This is a genomic window from Streptomyces sp. ISL-99 (genome assembly GCF_018614005.1).
Taxonomy (GTDB): Bacteria; Actinomycetota; Actinomycetes; order Streptomycetales; family Streptomycetaceae; genus Streptomyces; species Streptomyces flavidovirens.
Window position 1 is genome coordinate 157,216 of record NZ_JAGGPC010000015.1, and the last position, 16,847, is coordinate 174,062.

The 16,847-nt window shown below is 70.7% G+C and carries 14 protein-coding genes; 13 read left to right on the forward strand and 1 reads right to left on the reverse strand.

The genetic code is table 11. The annotated features are described in order from the left end of the window. Positions 1–186: 186 nt before the first annotated feature. Complete coding sequence (locus J7E91_RS10085; RefSeq protein WP_214901012.1) at positions 187–750, reverse strand: carbonic anhydrase; 564 nt, start codon at positions 748–750, stop codon at positions 187–189. A 396-nt stretch (positions 751–1,146) separates the two neighbouring features. Between J7E91_RS10085 and rsmH the strand changes: the two genes are divergently transcribed. The 13 genes from rsmH (at position 1,147) to J7E91_RS10150 (ending at position 16,769) form a co-directional block, all read left to right on the forward strand. Continuing rightward, positions 1,147–2,103: a 16S rRNA (cytosine(1402)-N(4))-methyltransferase RsmH gene (gene rsmH / locus J7E91_RS10090; protein WP_214901014.1), complete on the forward strand. Its 957-nt coding sequence runs from the start codon at positions 1,147–1,149 to the stop codon at positions 2,101–2,103. Beyond that, positions 2,100–2,666: a hypothetical protein gene (locus J7E91_RS10095; RefSeq protein ID WP_214901015.1), complete on the forward strand. Its 567-nt coding sequence runs from the start codon at positions 2,100–2,102 to the stop codon at positions 2,664–2,666. Before rsmH ends, J7E91_RS10095 begins: the two co-directional genes overlap by 4 nt. A gap of 70 nt (positions 2,667–2,736) precedes the next feature. Next, a complete protein-coding gene (locus J7E91_RS10100; protein WP_214901017.1) occupies positions 2,737–4,710 on the forward strand; it encodes a penicillin-binding protein 2 in 1,974 nt (657 codons plus the stop codon). A gap of 172 nt (positions 4,711–4,882) precedes the next feature. Then, positions 4,883–6,481: a UDP-N-acetylmuramoyl-L-alanyl-D-glutamate--2,6-diaminopimelate ligase gene (locus J7E91_RS10105; RefSeq protein ID WP_214901019.1), complete on the forward strand. Its 1,599-nt coding sequence runs from the start codon at positions 4,883–4,885 to the stop codon at positions 6,479–6,481. Continuing rightward, entirely contained in the window at positions 6,478–7,893 is a 1,416-nt protein-coding gene (gene murF, locus J7E91_RS10110; RefSeq protein ID WP_214901021.1) for a UDP-N-acetylmuramoyl-tripeptide--D-alanyl-D-alanine ligase, read from the forward strand. Before J7E91_RS10105 ends, murF begins: the two co-directional genes overlap by 4 nt. Further along, positions 7,890–8,960, forward strand: coding sequence for a phospho-N-acetylmuramoyl-pentapeptide-transferase (gene mraY / locus J7E91_RS10115; RefSeq protein ID WP_028811455.1), 1,071 nt, complete (start codon positions 7,890–7,892; stop codon positions 8,958–8,960). The genes murF and mraY overlap by 4 nt, the downstream gene beginning before the upstream one ends. Continuing rightward, complete coding sequence (murD, locus tag J7E91_RS10120) at positions 8,957–10,387, forward strand: UDP-N-acetylmuramoyl-L-alanine--D-glutamate ligase (RefSeq protein WP_214901023.1); 1,431 nt, start codon at positions 8,957–8,959, stop codon at positions 10,385–10,387. The genes mraY and murD overlap by 4 nt, the downstream gene beginning before the upstream one ends. Positions 10,388–10,444: 57 nt before the next feature. Beyond that, positions 10,445–11,830, forward strand: coding sequence for a putative lipid II flippase FtsW (gene ftsW / locus J7E91_RS10125; protein ID WP_214901025.1), 1,386 nt, complete (start codon positions 10,445–10,447; stop codon positions 11,828–11,830). Between the two features lie 6 nt (positions 11,831–11,836). Further along, positions 11,837–12,931 (forward strand): undecaprenyldiphospho-muramoylpentapeptide beta-N-acetylglucosaminyltransferase, encoded by a 1,095-nt coding sequence (gene murG, locus J7E91_RS10130; RefSeq protein WP_214901027.1) that lies wholly within the window; start codon positions 11,837–11,839, stop codon positions 12,929–12,931. A 37-nt stretch (positions 12,932–12,968) separates the two neighbouring features. Further along, entirely contained in the window at positions 12,969–13,784 is an 816-nt protein-coding gene (locus tag J7E91_RS10135) for an FtsQ-type POTRA domain-containing protein (RefSeq protein WP_214901029.1), read from the forward strand. A 272-nt stretch (positions 13,785–14,056) separates the two neighbouring features. Then, entirely contained in the window at positions 14,057–15,280 is a 1,224-nt protein-coding gene (gene ftsZ / locus J7E91_RS10140; protein WP_214901030.1) for a cell division protein FtsZ, read from the forward strand. After that, complete coding sequence (gene pgeF, locus J7E91_RS10145; RefSeq protein ID WP_308376297.1) at positions 15,277–16,053, forward strand: peptidoglycan editing factor PgeF; 777 nt, start codon at positions 15,277–15,279, stop codon at positions 16,051–16,053. Before ftsZ ends, pgeF begins: the two co-directional genes overlap by 4 nt. Beyond that, entirely contained in the window at positions 16,050–16,769 is a 720-nt protein-coding gene (locus J7E91_RS10150) for a YggS family pyridoxal phosphate-dependent enzyme (protein ID WP_214901032.1), read from the forward strand. Before pgeF ends, J7E91_RS10150 begins: the two co-directional genes overlap by 4 nt. The last annotated feature ends 78 nt before the right edge of the window (positions 16,770–16,847 follow it).

The following is a 16,847-nucleotide window of genomic DNA, read 5'->3' on the forward strand; positions in this document are numbered from 1 at the left end:
GCCGACGCCACGACGACGCAGCGGCCCACCCCGAAACACGGACATCACGCACGGACGGTTCCGGCGCGATGTCACACCCGCATTGTTGTTGCCGTTACCGCTTCGTGTCACTTGCCTGTGGATAACGGGGAGGGTTATGTCGGGGGTTGCCGCGTTTTCATCCGCTCGGGCACCGCTTTTTGGGTGCTACTTCGCGGGGTCGATCTCCCGCAGCAGGCCGGTGGCCACATCGAGGACAAAGCCGCGCACATCGTCGGTGTGCAGCAGGAACGGCGATGTCCGCACGCGCTGCATCGACTGGCGAACGTCCTGGTCGACGTCCCGGAAGGCCTCCACGGCCCACGGGGGGCGCTGCCCGACCTCTTCCTCCAGCTCGTGCCTGAAGTCCTCGGTGAGGCTCTCCAGACCGCAACCCGTGTGGTGGATGAGTATGACGCTGCGGGTACCGAGCGCGCGCTGGCTGATGGTCAGCGAGCGGATCACGTCGTCGGTGACCGCGCCGCCGGCGTTGCGGATGGTGTGGCAGTCGCCGAGCTCCAGGCCGAGCGCGGCGTGCGGGTCCAGGCGCGCGTCCATGCAGGCGACCACGGCGACCTGCAGCACGGGCCGGGCGTCCATCCCCGGGTTGCCGAAGCTCGCGGCGTACTGCCGGTTCGCCTCGACGAGGCGGTCGGTGACCGTGCCGCCCGAGCGGGCCTCGGCGGTCTTCGCGGCGTTGGGTTCGGCGGGAAGGTGCGCGGAAGTCGACATGCCTCAGACGTTAATAGGCGCGGCCGGTGCCGGCCCGCTGTGAGAACGGACAAAGAACGTCAACAGGGCTTGTTGTGAGGTAACCCACAGGCGCCACGAAGCATCCTCCGTACGAGTGAAAACAAGGCCGCGCAACGCGCTAGGCCCGTTGATTGACCGGAAGGACGAGTCGACTAAAGTGACGCGAAGTGGGTGGCGTGACGCGTCCCTTACTGCTTTACGGACACATCTCGCACATTCCGAATTACTCCCGCGTGCGCGGCGTACGTACGGCCCGGCCTCCACCTGCTCGCCGGTCGGCCGACGCCACTTCCCCGGCGCCGGCAGGCCGTCCCCTTTCGAGCGGGTGGGGACCAGGCCGTACGTACACGACCGCGCCGGTACCTGAGAGGGCGCATGAGCCAGACCCGACACGTCCCGGTGATGCTCCAGCGATGCCTGGACCTGTTGGCCCCGGCCCTCCAGAAGCCGGGATCCGTGGTCGTCGACTGCACCCTCGGTCTCGGCGGACACAGCGAGGCCCTGCTCACCGCCTTCCCCGAGGCGCGGCTCATCGCGCTCGACCGGGACAAGGAGGCGCTGCGGCTCTCCGGCGAGCGGCTCGCCCGGTTCGGCGAGCGGGCGACCCTGGTGCACGCGGTCTACGACGAGCTGCCCGAGGTGCTGGAACGGCTCTCCGTCCCCCGGGTCCAGGGCATCCTCTTCGACCTCGGCGTCTCCTCCATGCAGCTCGACGAGCGCGAGCGCGGTTTCGCGTACGCCCACGACGCCCCCCTCGACATGCGCATGGACCAGACGACGGGCGTCAGCGCCGCCGAGGTCCTCAACACGTACCCGCCGGGCGAGCTGGTGCGGATCCTGCGCCAGTACGGCGAGGAGAAGCAGGCCAAGAGAATCGTCTCCGCGATCGTGCGCGAGCGCGAGAAGGAGCCCTTCAGCAACAGCGCCCGGCTCGTCGAGCTGATCCGCGACGCGCTGCCGCAGGCCGCCAAGCGCACCGGCGGCAACCCCGCCAAGCGCACCTTCCAGGCGCTGCGCATCGAGGTCAACGGTGAGCTTTCCGTGCTGGAGCGGGCGATCCCGGCAGCGGTGAAGTCGCTCGCCGTGGACGGCCGGATCGCGGTCCTCTCGTACCACTCGCTCGAAGACCGCCTGGTCAAGCAGGTCTTCGCAGCGGGGGCCGCCAATACGGCGCCGCCCGGTCTGCCGGTCGTACCCGAGCAGTACCAGCCGAGGCTGAAACTCCTGACGCGCGGCGCGGAACTGCCGACCGAGGAAGAGATCGCGGAGAACCGCCGCGCCGCCCCGGCGCGGCTGCGCGGGGCGCAGCGCATCCGGGAGGACGTGCTGTGACCAAGCCGGCCAAGCAGCTGAAGGGGCGGGCCGCGCGGTTGTCGCGGCTGATGCCGTCGGGTCCCCACCAGGCGGCCAGGACCCCCTTCGTGCTGCTGGTCGTGCTGCTGCTCGGCGGCGGTCTCATCACGCTCCTGCTGCTGAACTCCGCGCTCAACGAGGGCTCGTTCAAGCTGAGCGAACTCAAGAAGCGGACCACCGAGCTGACCGACAAGGAACAGGCGCTCCAGCAGGACGTGGACGACCGGTCCGCCCCCGGAGCGCTGGAGCGCAGGGCCCGCGAACTCGGCATGGTGCCCGGTGGCAGCCCCGCGTTCCTCGACCCCGACGGTACGGTCCGCGGCGTGCCCTCCCAGGCGTCGGCCGGGGCACTCACCCGCCGCGCGCCGCTCGGCCTGCCGGCCCCCGGCCCACCACCGACGGCGGTGCCCCCCTCCCCGCCGGCACCGGCCCCACCGGCCCCACTGGCCCCACTGGCCCCGTCGGCCGCCGCACCGGCCCCGCCCGCTTCCGCTCCGGCTCCCGCCGGCCCTCCCGCCCCCGCTTCCGGTCCGGTCCCGTAACCCGTCCGCAGCCCGCAGCCCGTCCGTAGTCCGTCCGCGAAGCCGACCACGACCCCCGGCAGGTGACGCAGTGCCCCCCCAGGAACCACCGCGCCGTCGCGTACCCGGCCCTGGGCGCCCGCACAGCGGCGGCCGTCCGAAGCCCGCCGGGCGGCCCAGGGCACGCCCCCCGGTGGCACGGCCGCGCCCCGCGCCCAGGGCCGGACGATCCCTGGTGCTCGGCAGCCCCAGGCCCCGGCTGCGACTGGTCGGCGTCGGGCTCACCCTGGTCATGCTGGCCTTCGTCGTACGGCTGCTCCAGGTCCAGGCCGTCGACGCGAGCGCGTACACCGCCAAGGCCGAGAAGAACCGCTACTCCAGCTCCACGCTGGCCGCCGAGCGCGGCGAGATCACCGACCGCAGCGGCATCGCGCTGGCCACCAGCGTCGACGCGCACGACATCACGGCCGACCCGTCGATGTTCACCGCCGAGTTCACCAAGGCCCCCGGCGCCCCCGAGCAGGCCGCGGCGCTCCTCGCGCCGATCCTCCGCAAGGACGCGGACGACCTGGCGAAGAAGCTGAGCACGCCCAAGAGCAGGTACGCCGTCCTGGCCCGGCGCCAGACGCCGCAGATCTGGAACCAGATCAAGGACCTCAAGAGCGTCTTCGCCGAGAAGGCCAGGGCGGACAGGGCCAAGGGCGGCAAGGGCGTCAACGTCCTCGCCGGCGTCTTCCAGGAGGCCAGCAGCAAGCGCGTCTACCCCAACGGTGATCTCGCCGCCGGGATACTCGGTTACGTCAACGCCGAAGGCAAGGGCGCGGGCGGCCTGGAGACCCAGCTGAACGAGGAGCTGGCGGGCAAGGACGGCGAGATCAAATACGCCCAGTCCGGCGGCCGCAGAGTCCCCACCGTCGGCGCCCGCGAGGTCCCCGCCGTGCCCGGCTCGGACATCGAGCTGACCATCGACCGCGACATCCAGTGGGCCGCCCAGGACGCCATCACCGAGCAGGTGAGGAAGTCCGGGGCGGACCGTGGGTACGTGATAGTCCAGGACACCCGCACCGGCGAGGTCCTCGCCATGGCCAACGCTCCCGGCTTCGACCCCAACGACCTCTCCCAGGCCGACGCCGCCGCCATGGGCAACGCCGCCCTCCAGGACGCGTACGAACCCGGCTCCACCGCCAAGGTCATGTCCATGGCGGCGGTACTGGAGGAGAACGCCGCGGCGCCGGGCACCCATGTCGTCGTACCGAACCGGCTGCACCGCGGCGACCGGCTGTTCAAGGACGACATCGACCACCCCACCTGGTACCTGACGCTCAACGGCGTACTCGCCAAGTCCAGCAACATCGGCACGATCCTGGCGACCGAGCAGCTCGGCAAGACCCGGAAGGAGGCCAACCAGGTCCTCCACTCCTACCTGCGCAAGTTCGGCCTCGGCCGCCCCAGCGGGCTCGGCTACCCCGGCGAGACCTCCGGCATCCTCGCGGCGCCCAAGGACTGGAGCACCTCGCAGCAGTACACGATCCCGTTCGGCCAGGGCCTGTCGCTCAACGCCATGCAGGCGGCCTCCGTCTACTCGACGATCGCCAACGGCGGCGTACGGATCCAGCCAACCCTCGTACGCGGCACCAAGGGGCCCGACGGCCGCTTCACCCCGGCCCCGGAGCCCAAGAAGAACCGGGTGGTCAGCGAGAAGACCGCCAAGACGCTGGCCACCATGCTGGAGTCGGTCGTCGACGACGAGGAGGGTACGGGCACCAAGGCCCGCATCCCCGGCTACCGCGTCGGCGGAAAGACCGGCACGTCCAACCGGGTGGATCCGGCCACCGGACGCTACAAGGGCTACACCGCGTCCTTCGCGGGTTTCGCGCCCGCCGACAAGCCGCGTGTCACCGTCTACTGCGCCATCCAGAACCCGACCAGAGGCAGCTACTTCGGCGGCCAGATCTGCGGCCCCATCTACAAGCAGGTGATGGAGTTCGCACTGAAGACCCTCCAGGTCCCACCGACCGGCAGCAAGCCCGCCCGGCTGCCGGTGTCCTTCACACCCGGCGAGTGACTCAGGACCATCAGTGACAACCATCACCCGGAACCCCGGGAACCAAGAAGACCCCTCCGAGCACAAAGCCCCCTCTCCCTCCCGTCTCCCGCCACCGCCCTCAACCGACAGCGCTGCGCGCTGGCACCCCTCGTTTCGCGAGGGGCCGGGTGCGCCCGGTACGCTCACCGCCGTGCCACACGCTGATCAGTCCCAAACCACCCAGAAGGACGCCCCGGTGACGTACCCCGGAGCGCCCCGGCCGGTCCAGGTCCGCCCGACACCCCTCGGGGAGCTGGCCGAACGGCTGGGTATCGAGGCCCGAGCCGTCGAGAGCGCAGCCGAGGTCACCGGTATCACGCACGACTCCCGCGCGGTCAGGCCAGGCGATCTGTACGCCGCCCTGCCCGGCGCGCGCCTGCACGGCGCGGACTTCGCCACGCAGGCGGCGGGACTCGGCGCGGCCGCGATCCTCACCGACCCCACCGGCGCCGAGCGGGCCGCGGCCACGGGCCTGCCGGCCCTGGTCGTCGAGGACCCGCGCGGCCGGATGGGTGAGCTCGCCACCGAGATCTACGGCCACCCCGGCGACGCCCTGCTCCAGCTCGGCATCACCGGGACGTCCGGCAAGACCACCACGGCGTACCTCGTCGAGGGCGGTCTGCGGGCGGCCGGCCGGAAGACCGGTCTCATCGGTACGGTCGAGATGCGCATCGGCGACGAGCGCATCAAGTCCGAGCGCACCACCCCCGAGGCCACCGACCTCCAGGCCCTCTTCGCCGTCATGCGCGAACGCGGCGTCGAGGCGGTCGCCATGGAGGTCTCCAGCCACGCGCTGGTGCTCGGCCGGGTCGACGGCTGTGTCTTCGACGTCGCGGTCTTCAACAACCTGAGCCCCGAGCACATGGAATTCCACTCCGACATGGAGGACTACTTCCAGGCGAAGGCACGTCTCTTCACCCCGGAGCGCAGCAGGACCGGCGTCGTCAACTTCGACGACGAGTACGGCCGCAGGCTCATCACCGAGTCGGGCGTCCCCGTCACCTCCTTCTCCGCCGAGGGCCACCCGGACGCCGACTGGCGCGCCGAGAGCGTCGAAGTCGGCCCGTTCACCAGCACGTTCACGGTCGTCGGCCCCCAGGGCGAGCGCGTCGCCGCGACCGCCCCGCTGGCAGGGCCCTTCAACGTCGCCAACACGCTCGCCGCGATCGTCACCCTCGCCGTCGCGGGCGTCGACCCGCAGACCGCCGCCGACGGCATCGCCGCCGTCCCCGGCGTACCGGGCCGCCTGGAGCGCGTGGACGAGGGCCAGCCGTACCTCGCCGTCGTCGACTACGCCCACAAGACGGACGCTGTCGAATCGGTCCTGCGCGCGCTGCGCAAGGTCACCGAGGGCGAGCTGCACATCGTGCTCGGCTGCGGCGGCGACCGTGACAAGCAGAAGCGGCCCTCGATGGGCGCCGCGGCCGCCCGCCTGGCCGACACCGCCGTACTGACCTCCGACAACCCGCGCTCCGAGGACCCCCTGGCGATCCTCGCCGCGATGCTCGCGGGCGCCGCCGAGGTGCCCGCGCACGAGCGCGGCGACGTCCTGGTCGACGCCGACCGCGCCTCGGCCATCGCGGCGGCGGTCGCCCGCGCCAAGCCCGGCGACACCGTGCTCGTCGCGGGCAAGGGGCACGAGCAGGGACAGGACATCGCCGGAGTGGTACGCCCCTTCGACGACCGCCAGGTCCTGCGCGCCGCCATCCGCAGCGCCGGACCGTTCCACGAGGGCGGGGTGACCCGGTGATCGCACTCTCCCTCGCCGAGATCGCCGGAATCACCGGCGGGCAGTCGCACGACATACCGGACAGCGGCCTGAAGGTCACCGGACCCGTCGTCATCGACTCCCGCGAGGTGCGGCCCGGCAGCCTCTTCGCCGCCTTCGCGGGCGAGCGCGTCGACGGCCACGACTACGCCGAGCAGGCCGTCGCCGCGGGCGCGACAGCCGTGCTGGCCACCCGGCCCGTCGGCGTACCCGCCATCGTCGTGGACAACGTCACCGAGGCACTGGGCGCCCTGGCACGCGCCGTCGTCGAACGGCTCGGCACGAAGGTCGTCGCCCTCACCGGCTCGGCCGGCAAGACGTCCACCAAGGACCTGATCGCCCAGCTCCTGGAGCGCAAGGCCCCCACGGTCTGGACGCCCGGCTCCCTCAACAACGAGATCGGCCTGCCCCTCACCGCCCTGCGCACCACCGAGGAGACCGAGCACCTGGTCCTCGAAATGGGCGCGCGCGGCATCGGCCACATCCGGTACCTCACCGAGCTGACCCCGCCGCACATCGGCCTCGTACTGAACGTCGGCACCGCCCACATCGGCGAGTTCGGCGGCCGCGAGCAGATCGCCGAGGCCAAGGGCGAGATGGTCGAGGCGCTGCCGCCGGCGGACGCGGGCGGTGTGGCCGTGCTCAACGCCGACGACCAGCTCGTACGGGCCATGGCGTCCCGTACCAAAGCCCGCGTGCTGCTCTTCGGTGAAGCCGCAGAAGCTGACGTACGGGCCGAAAATGTCCGGCTCACCGGGAACGGACAGCCGGCCTTCAGCCTTCACACACCCACCGGGTGCAGTGACGTGACCATGCGGCTGTACGGTGAGCACCACGTGTCGAACGCGCTCGCTGCGGCCGCCGTCGCCCATGAGCTGGGCATGTCCGTGGACGAGATCGCCACCGCGCTCTCCGAGGCGGGCACCCTCTCCCGCTGGCGCATGGAGGTCACCGAGCGTCCTGACGGCGTGACGGTCGTCAACGACGCCTACAACGCGAACCCCGAATCCATGCGAGCCGCCCTGCGCGCGCTCGCGGCCATGGGCACGGGGCGTCGTACGTGGGCGGTGCTCGGCCAGATGGCCGAGCTGGGTGACGATTCGCTCGCCGAGCACGACGCGGTCGGACGGCTCGCCGTCCGGCTCAACGTCAGCAAGCTCGTGGCAGTCGGGGGCAGAGAAGCGGCCTGGCTGCAGCTGGGCGCTTACAACGAGGGTTCGTGGGGTGAGGAGTCGGTGCACGTGTCCGACGCGCAAGCGGCGGTCGACCTGTTGCGCAGTGAACTGCGTCCGGGAGACGTCGTGCTGGTGAAGGCTTCCAGGTCGGTCGGTCTCGAGCGGGTCGCCCAGGCGCTCCTCGACCACCGCGCCGAGGGCGAGGTCACCGGCCGATGAGGCAGATCCTCTTCGCGGGAGTCATCGGGCTCTTTCTGACCCTGATCGGTACCCCGCTGCTCATCAAACTGCTGGCCCGCAAGGGATACGGGCAGTTCATCCGGGACGACGGTCCGCGCGGCCACCACGGCAAGCGCGGCACCCCCACCATGGGCGGCATCGCCTTCATCCTGGCCACGCTCATCGCGTACGCCCTGGCGAAGGTGATCACCGGCGAGAAGCCGAGCGCCTCCGGTCTGCTGGTGCTGTTCCTCATGGCGGGCATGGGCCTGGTCGGCTTCCTCGACGACTACATCAAGATCGTCAAGCAGCGCTCGCTGGGCCTGCGGGCCAAGGCGAAGATGGCCGGACAGCTGATCGTCGGCATCGCCTTCGCCGTCCTGGCCCTGCAGTTCAAGGACGTACGCGGCAACGCCCCGGCGTCCACCAGGCTCTCCTTCGTCCAGGACTTCGGCTGGTCGATCGGGCCGGTGCTGTTCGTGGTCTGGGCGCTGTTCATGATCCTGGCGATGTCCAACGGTGTGAACCTCACCGACGGCCTCGACGGTCTCGCCACCGGCGCCTCCGTGATGGTCTTCGGCGCGTACACCTTCATCGGCCTGTGGCAGTTCCAGGAGTCCTGCGCCGACGCGCCCAGCCTGACCAACCCGGAAGCCTGTTTCGACGTACGAGATCCACTCGACCTCGCGGTCGTCGCCGCCGCCCTCATGGGCGCCTGCTTCGGCTTCCTGTGGTGGAACACCTCGCCCGCCAAGATCTTCATGGGTGACACCGGCTCGCTCGCCCTCGGCGGCGCGCTCGCGGGTCTGGCGATCTGCTCCCGCACCGAGTTCCTGATGGCGCTCCTCGGCGGCCTGTTCGTCCTCATCACGATGTCCGTCGTGATCCAGGTCGGCTCGTTCAAGATGACCGGCAAGCGCGTCTTCAAGATGGCGCCACTCCAGCATCACTTCGAACTCAAGGGCTGGTCCGAAGTCCTTGTGGTGGTCCGCTTCTGGATCATCCAGGGCATGTGCGTGATCATCGGCCTCGGACTCTTCTACGCGGGCTGGGCGGCCGACAAGTGACAGAAGTGACCTGGACCGGCAAGCGGGTGACCGTCGCGGGTCTTGGCGTCTCCGGGATCCCCGCGGCACGTGTGCTGCGGGGGCTCGGGGCCCACGTCACCGTCGTCAACGACGGCGACGACGAGCGCTCCCGCGCCCAGGCCGCCGAACTCGAAGCCCTGGGCGTCACCGTGCGCCTCGGCGACGGCGCCACCCTCCCCGAGGGCACCGAGCTGATCGTCACCGCGCCCGGCTGGAAGCCCGACAAGCCGCTCTTCCTGGCCGCCGCGAAGGCGGGCGTGGAGATCTGGGGCGACGTCGAGCTGGCCTGGCGCCTGCGCGCGACCCCGTCGGGAAGGACTCCCGCTCCCTGGCTCGCGGTCACCGGCACCAACGGCAAGACCACGACCGTACGCATGCTGGCCTCCATCCTGGAGGCCGCCGGGCTGCGTACCGCCGCCGTGGGCAACATCGGCGTATCCCTGCTGGACGCCGTCCTCGGCGACGAGAAGTACGACGTACTGGCCGTGGAGCTCTCCAGCTACCAGCTGCACTGGGCGCCGTCGCTGCGCGCCCACTCCGCCGTCGTGCTGAACCTCGCCCCCGACCACCTCGACTGGCACGGCTCCATGGAGGCGTACGCCGCCGACAAGGGCCGGATCTACGAGGGCAACCAGGTCGCCTGCGTCTACAACGTCCAGGACCCCGCGACCGAGGCCCTGGTCCGCGAGGCCGACGTCGAGGAGGGCTGCCGTGCGATCGGCTTCACCCTCGGCCCGCCCGCGCCCTCCCAACTCGGTGTCGTCGACGGCATCCTGGTCGACCGCGCCTTCGTCGAGAACCGGCAGAAGAACGCGCAGGAGTTGGCGAACGTCTCCGACGTCAATCCGCCCGCCCCCCACAACATCGCCAACGCCCTCGCGGCAGCGGCCCTCGCCCGCGCCTACGGCGTCGAGCCGGCCGCCGTGCGCGACGGCCTGCGGGCCTTCCGCCCCGACGCCCACCGCATCGAGCACGTGGCGGACGTCGACGGAGTCGCGTACGTCGACGACTCCAAGGCGACCAACACCCACGCCGCCGAGGCCTCCCTGGCGGCGTACGACCCCATCGTGTGGATCGCGGGCGGCCTCGCCAAGGGCGCCACCTTCGACGAGCTCGTCGAGAAGTCGGCAAAGCGACTGCGCGGCGCCGTCCTCATCGGCGCCGACCGCGCGCTGATCCGCGAAGCCCTCGCGCGACACGCGCCCGAAGTACCGGTGGTCGACCTCGACCGGACCGACACTGGGGCGATGTCGGCGGCGGTCCGGGAAGCGGCGCGGCTCGCGCGGCCCGGGGACACGGTCCTGATGGCCCCGGCCTGCGCCTCCATGGACATGTTCACCAACTACAACAAGCGTGGCGAGGCATTCGCCGACGCCGTACGGGAGTTGGCTCCGGAGCGCGATTAGCGACCGGTCCCCGCGCCGGACCGGTCGGCGCAGCTCATGAGTGGAGGGGACACCGAGATGTTGGCCGACGACATCGCCCCGCGCGGCCGCACCGCGCTGCGCGGGCGCACGGGGACGGCCGGGACACGGACCGCCCGCCGTCCGGCCCCCGTGGTACGCCGCCGCGGCACGCTCCTGCCGAGACCGCCCGGCGACGGTCCGCGCCGGCTGTACGAGCGGGCGCGCCGCACCTGGGACCGGCCTCTCACGGCGTACTACCTCATCCTGGGCAGCGCCCTGCTGATCACCGTGCTCGGCCTCGTGATGGTCTACTCCGCCTCGATGATCAAGGCGCTGGAGCTGTCGCTGCCCGCCTCGTACTTCTTCCGCAAGCAGTTCGTCGCGGCGGTCATCGGAACGGCCCTGCTGTTCGCCGCCTCCCGGATGCCCGCCAAGCTGCACCGCGCGCTGTCCTACCCGCTGCTGGCCGTGACCGTCTTCCTGATGGTGCTCGTCCAGATCCCCGGGATAGGGGTGGCCATCGGCGGCAACCAGAACTGGATCTCGCTCGGCGGCCCGTTCATGCTCCAGCCCAGCGAGTTCGGCAAGCTGGCCCTCGTGCTGTGGGGGGCCGATCTGCTCGCCCGCAAGCAGGAGAGGCGGCTGCTGACCCAGTGGAAGCACATGCTGGTGCCGCTCGTGCCCGTCGCTTTCCTGCTGCTCGGCCTGATCATGCTCGGCGGCGACATGGGTACGGCGATCCTTCTCACGGCGATCCTCTTCGGCCTGCTGTGGCTCGCGGGAGCGCCCACCCGGCTCTTCGCCGGTGTACTCGGCTTCGCCGCGTTGGTCGGGTTCGTGCTGATCAGCAACAACGCCAACCGGATGTCGCGGCTCGCCTGCACCGGCGCGACCGACCTCGGCCCCAAGGGTGAATGCTGGCAGGCGGTGCACGGAATCTATGCTCTCGCCTCAGGCGGATGGTTCGGTTCCGGACTGGGGGCAAGTGTGGAGAAATGGGGGCAACTCCCTGAGCCTCACACGGACTTCATCTTCGCCATCACCGGTGAGGAACTGGGTCTGGCGGGGACACTGTCGGTACTCGCCCTCTTCGCGGCTCTAGGCTATGCGGGTATCCGCGTGGCCGGACGCACGGAGGACCCCTTCGTGAGGTATGCCGCGGGAGGTGTGACCACCTGGATCACGGCCCAGGCCGTGGTCAACATCGGTGCGGTGCTCGGCCTGCTGCCGATCGCCGGTGTCCCACTCCCGCTGTTCTCGTACGGGGGCTCCTCGCTGCTGCCGACCATGTTCGCCGTAGGGTTGCTGATCGCCTTCGCGCGAGAGGATCCCGCTGCGAAGGCCGCCCTCGCCATGCGAAGGAGCGTCCTTGGCAAAGGGGCCGGGGTGAGATGGAAGACGATGAGACGGCGCGTCAAGAAGCGTCCGTCCGGAGAGCGGTGAATTTCGGTGCATGTCGTACTCGCCGGTGGGGGGACCGCCGGCCACATCGAGCCCGCGCTTGCCCTCGCGGACGCACTGCGGAGGCAGGACCCTTCCGTGGGCATCACAGCCCTCGGCACGGAGCGCGGACTTGAGACCAGGCTCGTACCCGAGCGCGGCTACGAACTCGGGCTCATCCCCGCGGTCCCGCTGCCCCGTAAACCCACCCCGGAACTGATCACCGTCCCCGGGCGGCTGCGCGGCACCATCAAGGCCGCCGAGCAGATCCTGGAGCGTACGAAGGCGGACTGCGTCGTCGGCTTCGGCGGTTACGTCGCCCTGCCCGGCTACCTCGCGGCCAAGCGCCTCGGCGTACCGATCATCGTCCACGAGGCCAACGCCAGGCCGGGCCTGGCCAACAAGATCGGCTCGCGGTACGCGTACGCCGTGGCCGTCTCCACGCCCGACAGCAAGCTGCGCGGCGCCCGCTACATCGGCATCCCGCTGCGCCGCACCATCGCCACCCTCGACCGGGCCCGGGTCCGCCCGGAGGCGCGTGCCGCCTTCGGTCTCGACCCGAACCTGCCGACGCTGCTGGTCTCCGGTGGCTCGCAGGGCGCGCGGCGCCTCAACGAGGTCATCCAGCAGGTCGCGCCGGCGCTCCAGCGCGCCGGCATCCAGATCCTGCACGCGGTCGGCCCCAAGAACGAACTGCCGCGCGTGGACAACATGCCCGGTATGCCGCCGTACATCCCGGTACCGTACGTGGACCGGATGGACCTCGCGTACGCCGCGGCCGACATGATGCTCTGCCGCGCGGGCGCGATGACCGTCGCCGAGCTCTCCGCCGTCGGGCTCCCGGCCGCCTACGTACCGCTGCCCATCGGCAACGGCGAGCAGCGGCTCAACGCCCAGCCGGTGGTCAACGCCGGAGGCGGCCTGCTGGTCGACGACGCGCAGCTGACACCCGAGTGGGTGCAGAGCCAGGTGCTCCCGGTCCTCGCGGACCCGCACCGGCTGTTCGAGATGTCCCGCGCCGCCGCCGAATTCGGCCGCCGGGACGCCGACGACCTGCTCGTCGGCATGGTGTACGAGGCGATCGCCGCACGCAGGGCCGGCTGAACGGCCCACCGACGCAGGTGCCAGGAGGCGACAGGGAGTGGCCGGACCGACGACCGCCCAGCGCGGTGAACGACAGGCGCAGGGGTCGTCGGCGGCCCGCCCGCCGCACGGCCGTCCCGGTCGAGACGGTGCCGGCCGCCGGCTGCGGCTGCCGGGGCGCGGCGCCATGATCCTGGCGCTCGTCCTGGCGGTGCTGCTCACGGCGGGCGGAATCTGGGTGCTCTACGGCTCTTCCTGGCTGCGCGTGGAGCGGGTGAAGACTTCCGGTACGCGGGTTCTGACGTCCGATGAGGTACTGAACGCCGCGGCCGTCCCGGTCGGGGCGCCACTGATTTCAGTCGACACGGATGCCATTGAGGACCGGCTGCGCCGGAAATTGCCCCGAATTGACGCGGTGGAAGTTGTTCGCTCATGGCCGCACGACATTGGTCTGAAAGTGACCGAGCGAAAGCCGGTACTGCTCATGAAAAAGGGCGCAAACTTCATCGAAGTGGACGACGAGAGTGTGCGGTTCGCCACGGTCGCCGAGGCGCCCGAGGGCGTGCCGCTGCTGGAACTGGCGTCCGGCGACACCCCGAGCCTGCGCCGCTTCGGCGCGGACCGGCTGCTGCGTGAGGCGGTACGGGTCACGGGCCACCTGCCCGAGTCCGTCGCCCCCCACGTGCGGACCGTCCAGGTCGGCTCGTACGACTCCATCACCCTGGGGCTTGAAGGGGACCGTACTGTCGCCTGGGGGAGCGCGGAGCAGGGCGAGGCGAAGGCGCGAGCGCTGAAGGCGCTCATGAAAGCAGCTCCGGCGGCCGGACACTTCAATGTGAGTGCGCCCACCGCCCCCGCCGCGTCAGGGAGTTGACGGTCATACGTGCTGGCCAGCACCCTGGTTGGCCAGGGATATGGGTGATCACATAGGGTGAAAAGAAAAACGGGAGGTTCGGCGTGTTCGTTGAACGTGCGCCACTTGTCGACTTAGTGTCCTGTTCGGAGAGTCCAAGGAACAGACACACTGGTAACCCTAAACTTTACCGTTAGGGTTCGGGTCGGCGTTCGGACCGTCCCAATCGGCATCAGTCGTCGCGGCGCTGCAACCCCGCGGCGGCACGTAACTCGAGGCGAGAGGCCTTCGACGTGGCAGCACCGCAGAACTACCTCGCAGTCATCAAGGTCATCGGTGTCGGCGGCGGTGGTGTCAATGCCATCAACCGAATGATCGAGGTCGGTCTCAAGGGCGTCGAGTTCATCGCGATCAACACCGACGCGCAAGCCCTGTTGATGAGCGACGCCGACGTCAAGCTCGACGTCGGACGTGAACTGACCCGCGGCCTCGGCGCCGGGGCCAACCCGGCAGTCGGCCGCAAGGCGGCAGAGGACCACCGTGAGGAGATCGAGGAGGTCCTCAAGGGGGCCGACATGGTCTTCGTCACCGCCGGCGAAGGCGGTGGCACCGGAACCGGTGGCGCACCCGTCGTCGCCAACATCGCGCGCTCGCTCGGCGCCCTCACGATCGGCGTGGTCACCCGCCCGTTCACCTTCGAGGGCCGGCGCCGCGCGAACCAGGCGGAGGACGGCATCGCCGAACTCCGCGAAGAAGTCGACACGCTCATCGTCATCCCCAACGACCGGCTGCTGTCCATCTCGGACCGCCAGGTCAGCGTGCTGGACGCCTTCAAGTCGGCGGACCAGGTACTGCTGAGCGGCGTCCAGGGCATCACCGACCTCATCACCACCCCCGGCCTCATCAACCTCGACTTCGCCGACGTCAAGTCGGTCATGTCCGAGGCCGGTTCGGCGCTCATGGGCATCGGCTCGGCGCGCGGCGACGACCGCGCGGTGGCCGCCGCCGAGATGGCGATCTCCTCGCCGCTCCTGGAGGCGTCCATCGACGGCGCCCGTGGCGTGCTGCTCTCCATCTCGGGTGGCTCGGACCTCGGTCTGTTCGAGATCAACGAAGCGGCGCAGCTCGTGAGCGAGGCCGCCCACCCCGAGGCCAACATCATCTTCGGTGCGGTCATCGACGACGCGCTGGGCGACGAGGTACGGGTCACCGTCATCGCCGCGGGCTTCGACGGCGGACAGCCGCCGGCCCGCCGCGAGAACGTGCTCGGCGCCAGCTCGGGGGCGGCCGCCAAGCGCGAGGAGCCCGCGCCGTCCCGGCCCGCGGACACCTCGCGGCCCGTCGGCGGCATCGGTACGGTTCCGCCGCGCGAGCGCGAGGAGCCCGCCCCGGTCCAGGCCGAGGCCGCGCCGGTGGCCGAGCTGCCGAACACGCCGGTCTCGCCGCCGCACGTACCGCCGGCCCGCCCGTACGACAGCCAGGCCGAAGAGCTGGATGTCCCGGACTTCTTGAAGTGACAGTGCAGCACGACGCGATACACGTGGACGGCGCGCACTTCGCCTTCACCGACAGGTGGGGCGGGGTGAGCGCCGTTCCGTACGAAGAGCTCAACCTCGGCGGCGCGGTCGGCGACGACCCCGCCGCCGTGCGCGGGAACCGGGAACTGGCCGCCAGGTCACTCGGCCTCGACCCGGACCTGGTCGTCTGGATGAACCAGGTGCACGGGCGGGACGTGGCCGTGGTCGAAGGACCGTGGGGCGACGCCGAAGTTCTTTCCGTGGACGCGGTCGTGACCACCCGGCGCGGGCTCGCCCTCGCCGTACTCACCGCGGACTGCACACCCGTTCTGCTCGCCGACCCCGTCGCCGGTGTCGTGGCCGCCGCGCACGCCGGACGCCCCGGCATGGTCGCGGGGGTCGTTCCCGCCGCCGTCGAGGCGATGATCACACTGGGCGCCGATCCTTCCCGTATCACCGCGCGTACGGGGCCCGCCGTCTGCGGGCGCTGCTACGAAGTCCCGGCGCAGATGCGGGACGAGGTCGCGCAGGTGGTGCCCGCGGCGTGGTCGGAGACGAGTTGGGGCACACCGGCCGTCGATGTGAGCGCCGGAGTGCACGCCCAGCTCGAAGCGCTCGGGGTGCGCGACCGGTGGCAGTCGCCGGTATGCACGCTGGAGTCGGGCGACCACTTCTCGTACCGCCGCGACCGCACCACGGGGCGGCTCGCCGGATATGTCTGGCTAGGGGGCACCTCCCGTGCCGTCGAGGCTACGGGGGCAGGTAGGACATGACGGACCGTAAGGATCAACTCGCCGCGAATCTGGCGCGGGTGGAGGAACGTATCGCCGCCGCGTGCGCGGCGGCGGGGCGGGCGCGTGACGAGGTGACCCTGATCGTGGTCACCAAGACGTACCCCGCGAGCGATGTGCGTCTGCTCGCCGAACTCGGCGTACGCCACGTCGCGGAGAACAAGGACCAGGAAGCCGCCCCCAAGGCGGCCGAGTCGGCGGACCTGCCCGTCAGCTGGCACTTCGTCGGACAGCTCCAGACCAACAAGGTCCGTTCTGTGGCGAGTTACGCCGATGTGGTGCAGTCCGTGGACCGTGCCAAGCTCGTCACGGCGCTGTCGACGGCGGCGGTACGGGCCGGCCGCGAGCTCGACTGCCTCATCCAGGTCGCCCTCGACGCGGAGTCGGGCGAGCGGGGGGAGCGCGGCGGCGTCGCGCCCGACGGCATCGAGGAGTTGGCCGCGAAGGTGGCCGAAGCGCCGGGCCTCAGGCTCGGCGGGCTGATGACCGTCGCGCCGCTCGCCGGACCGTACGCGGGGCGTGAACAGGCGGCGTTCGAGCGGCTGATGGAATTCTCATCCAGCCTGCGCGCGGCTCATCCTGCTGCGAACATGGTCTCGGCAGGGATGAGTGCGGACCTTGAGCAGGCCGTGGCCGCCGGAGCGACACATGTACGCGTCGGTACTGCGGTGCTCGGAGTCCGACCCCGGCTCGGGTAACGTCGCGAAGCAAGTCGGACCACAGCAGAAAATATGGTCATTCCCACTGATAGGTGGGCGGGCCGAGTGGATCGCGGG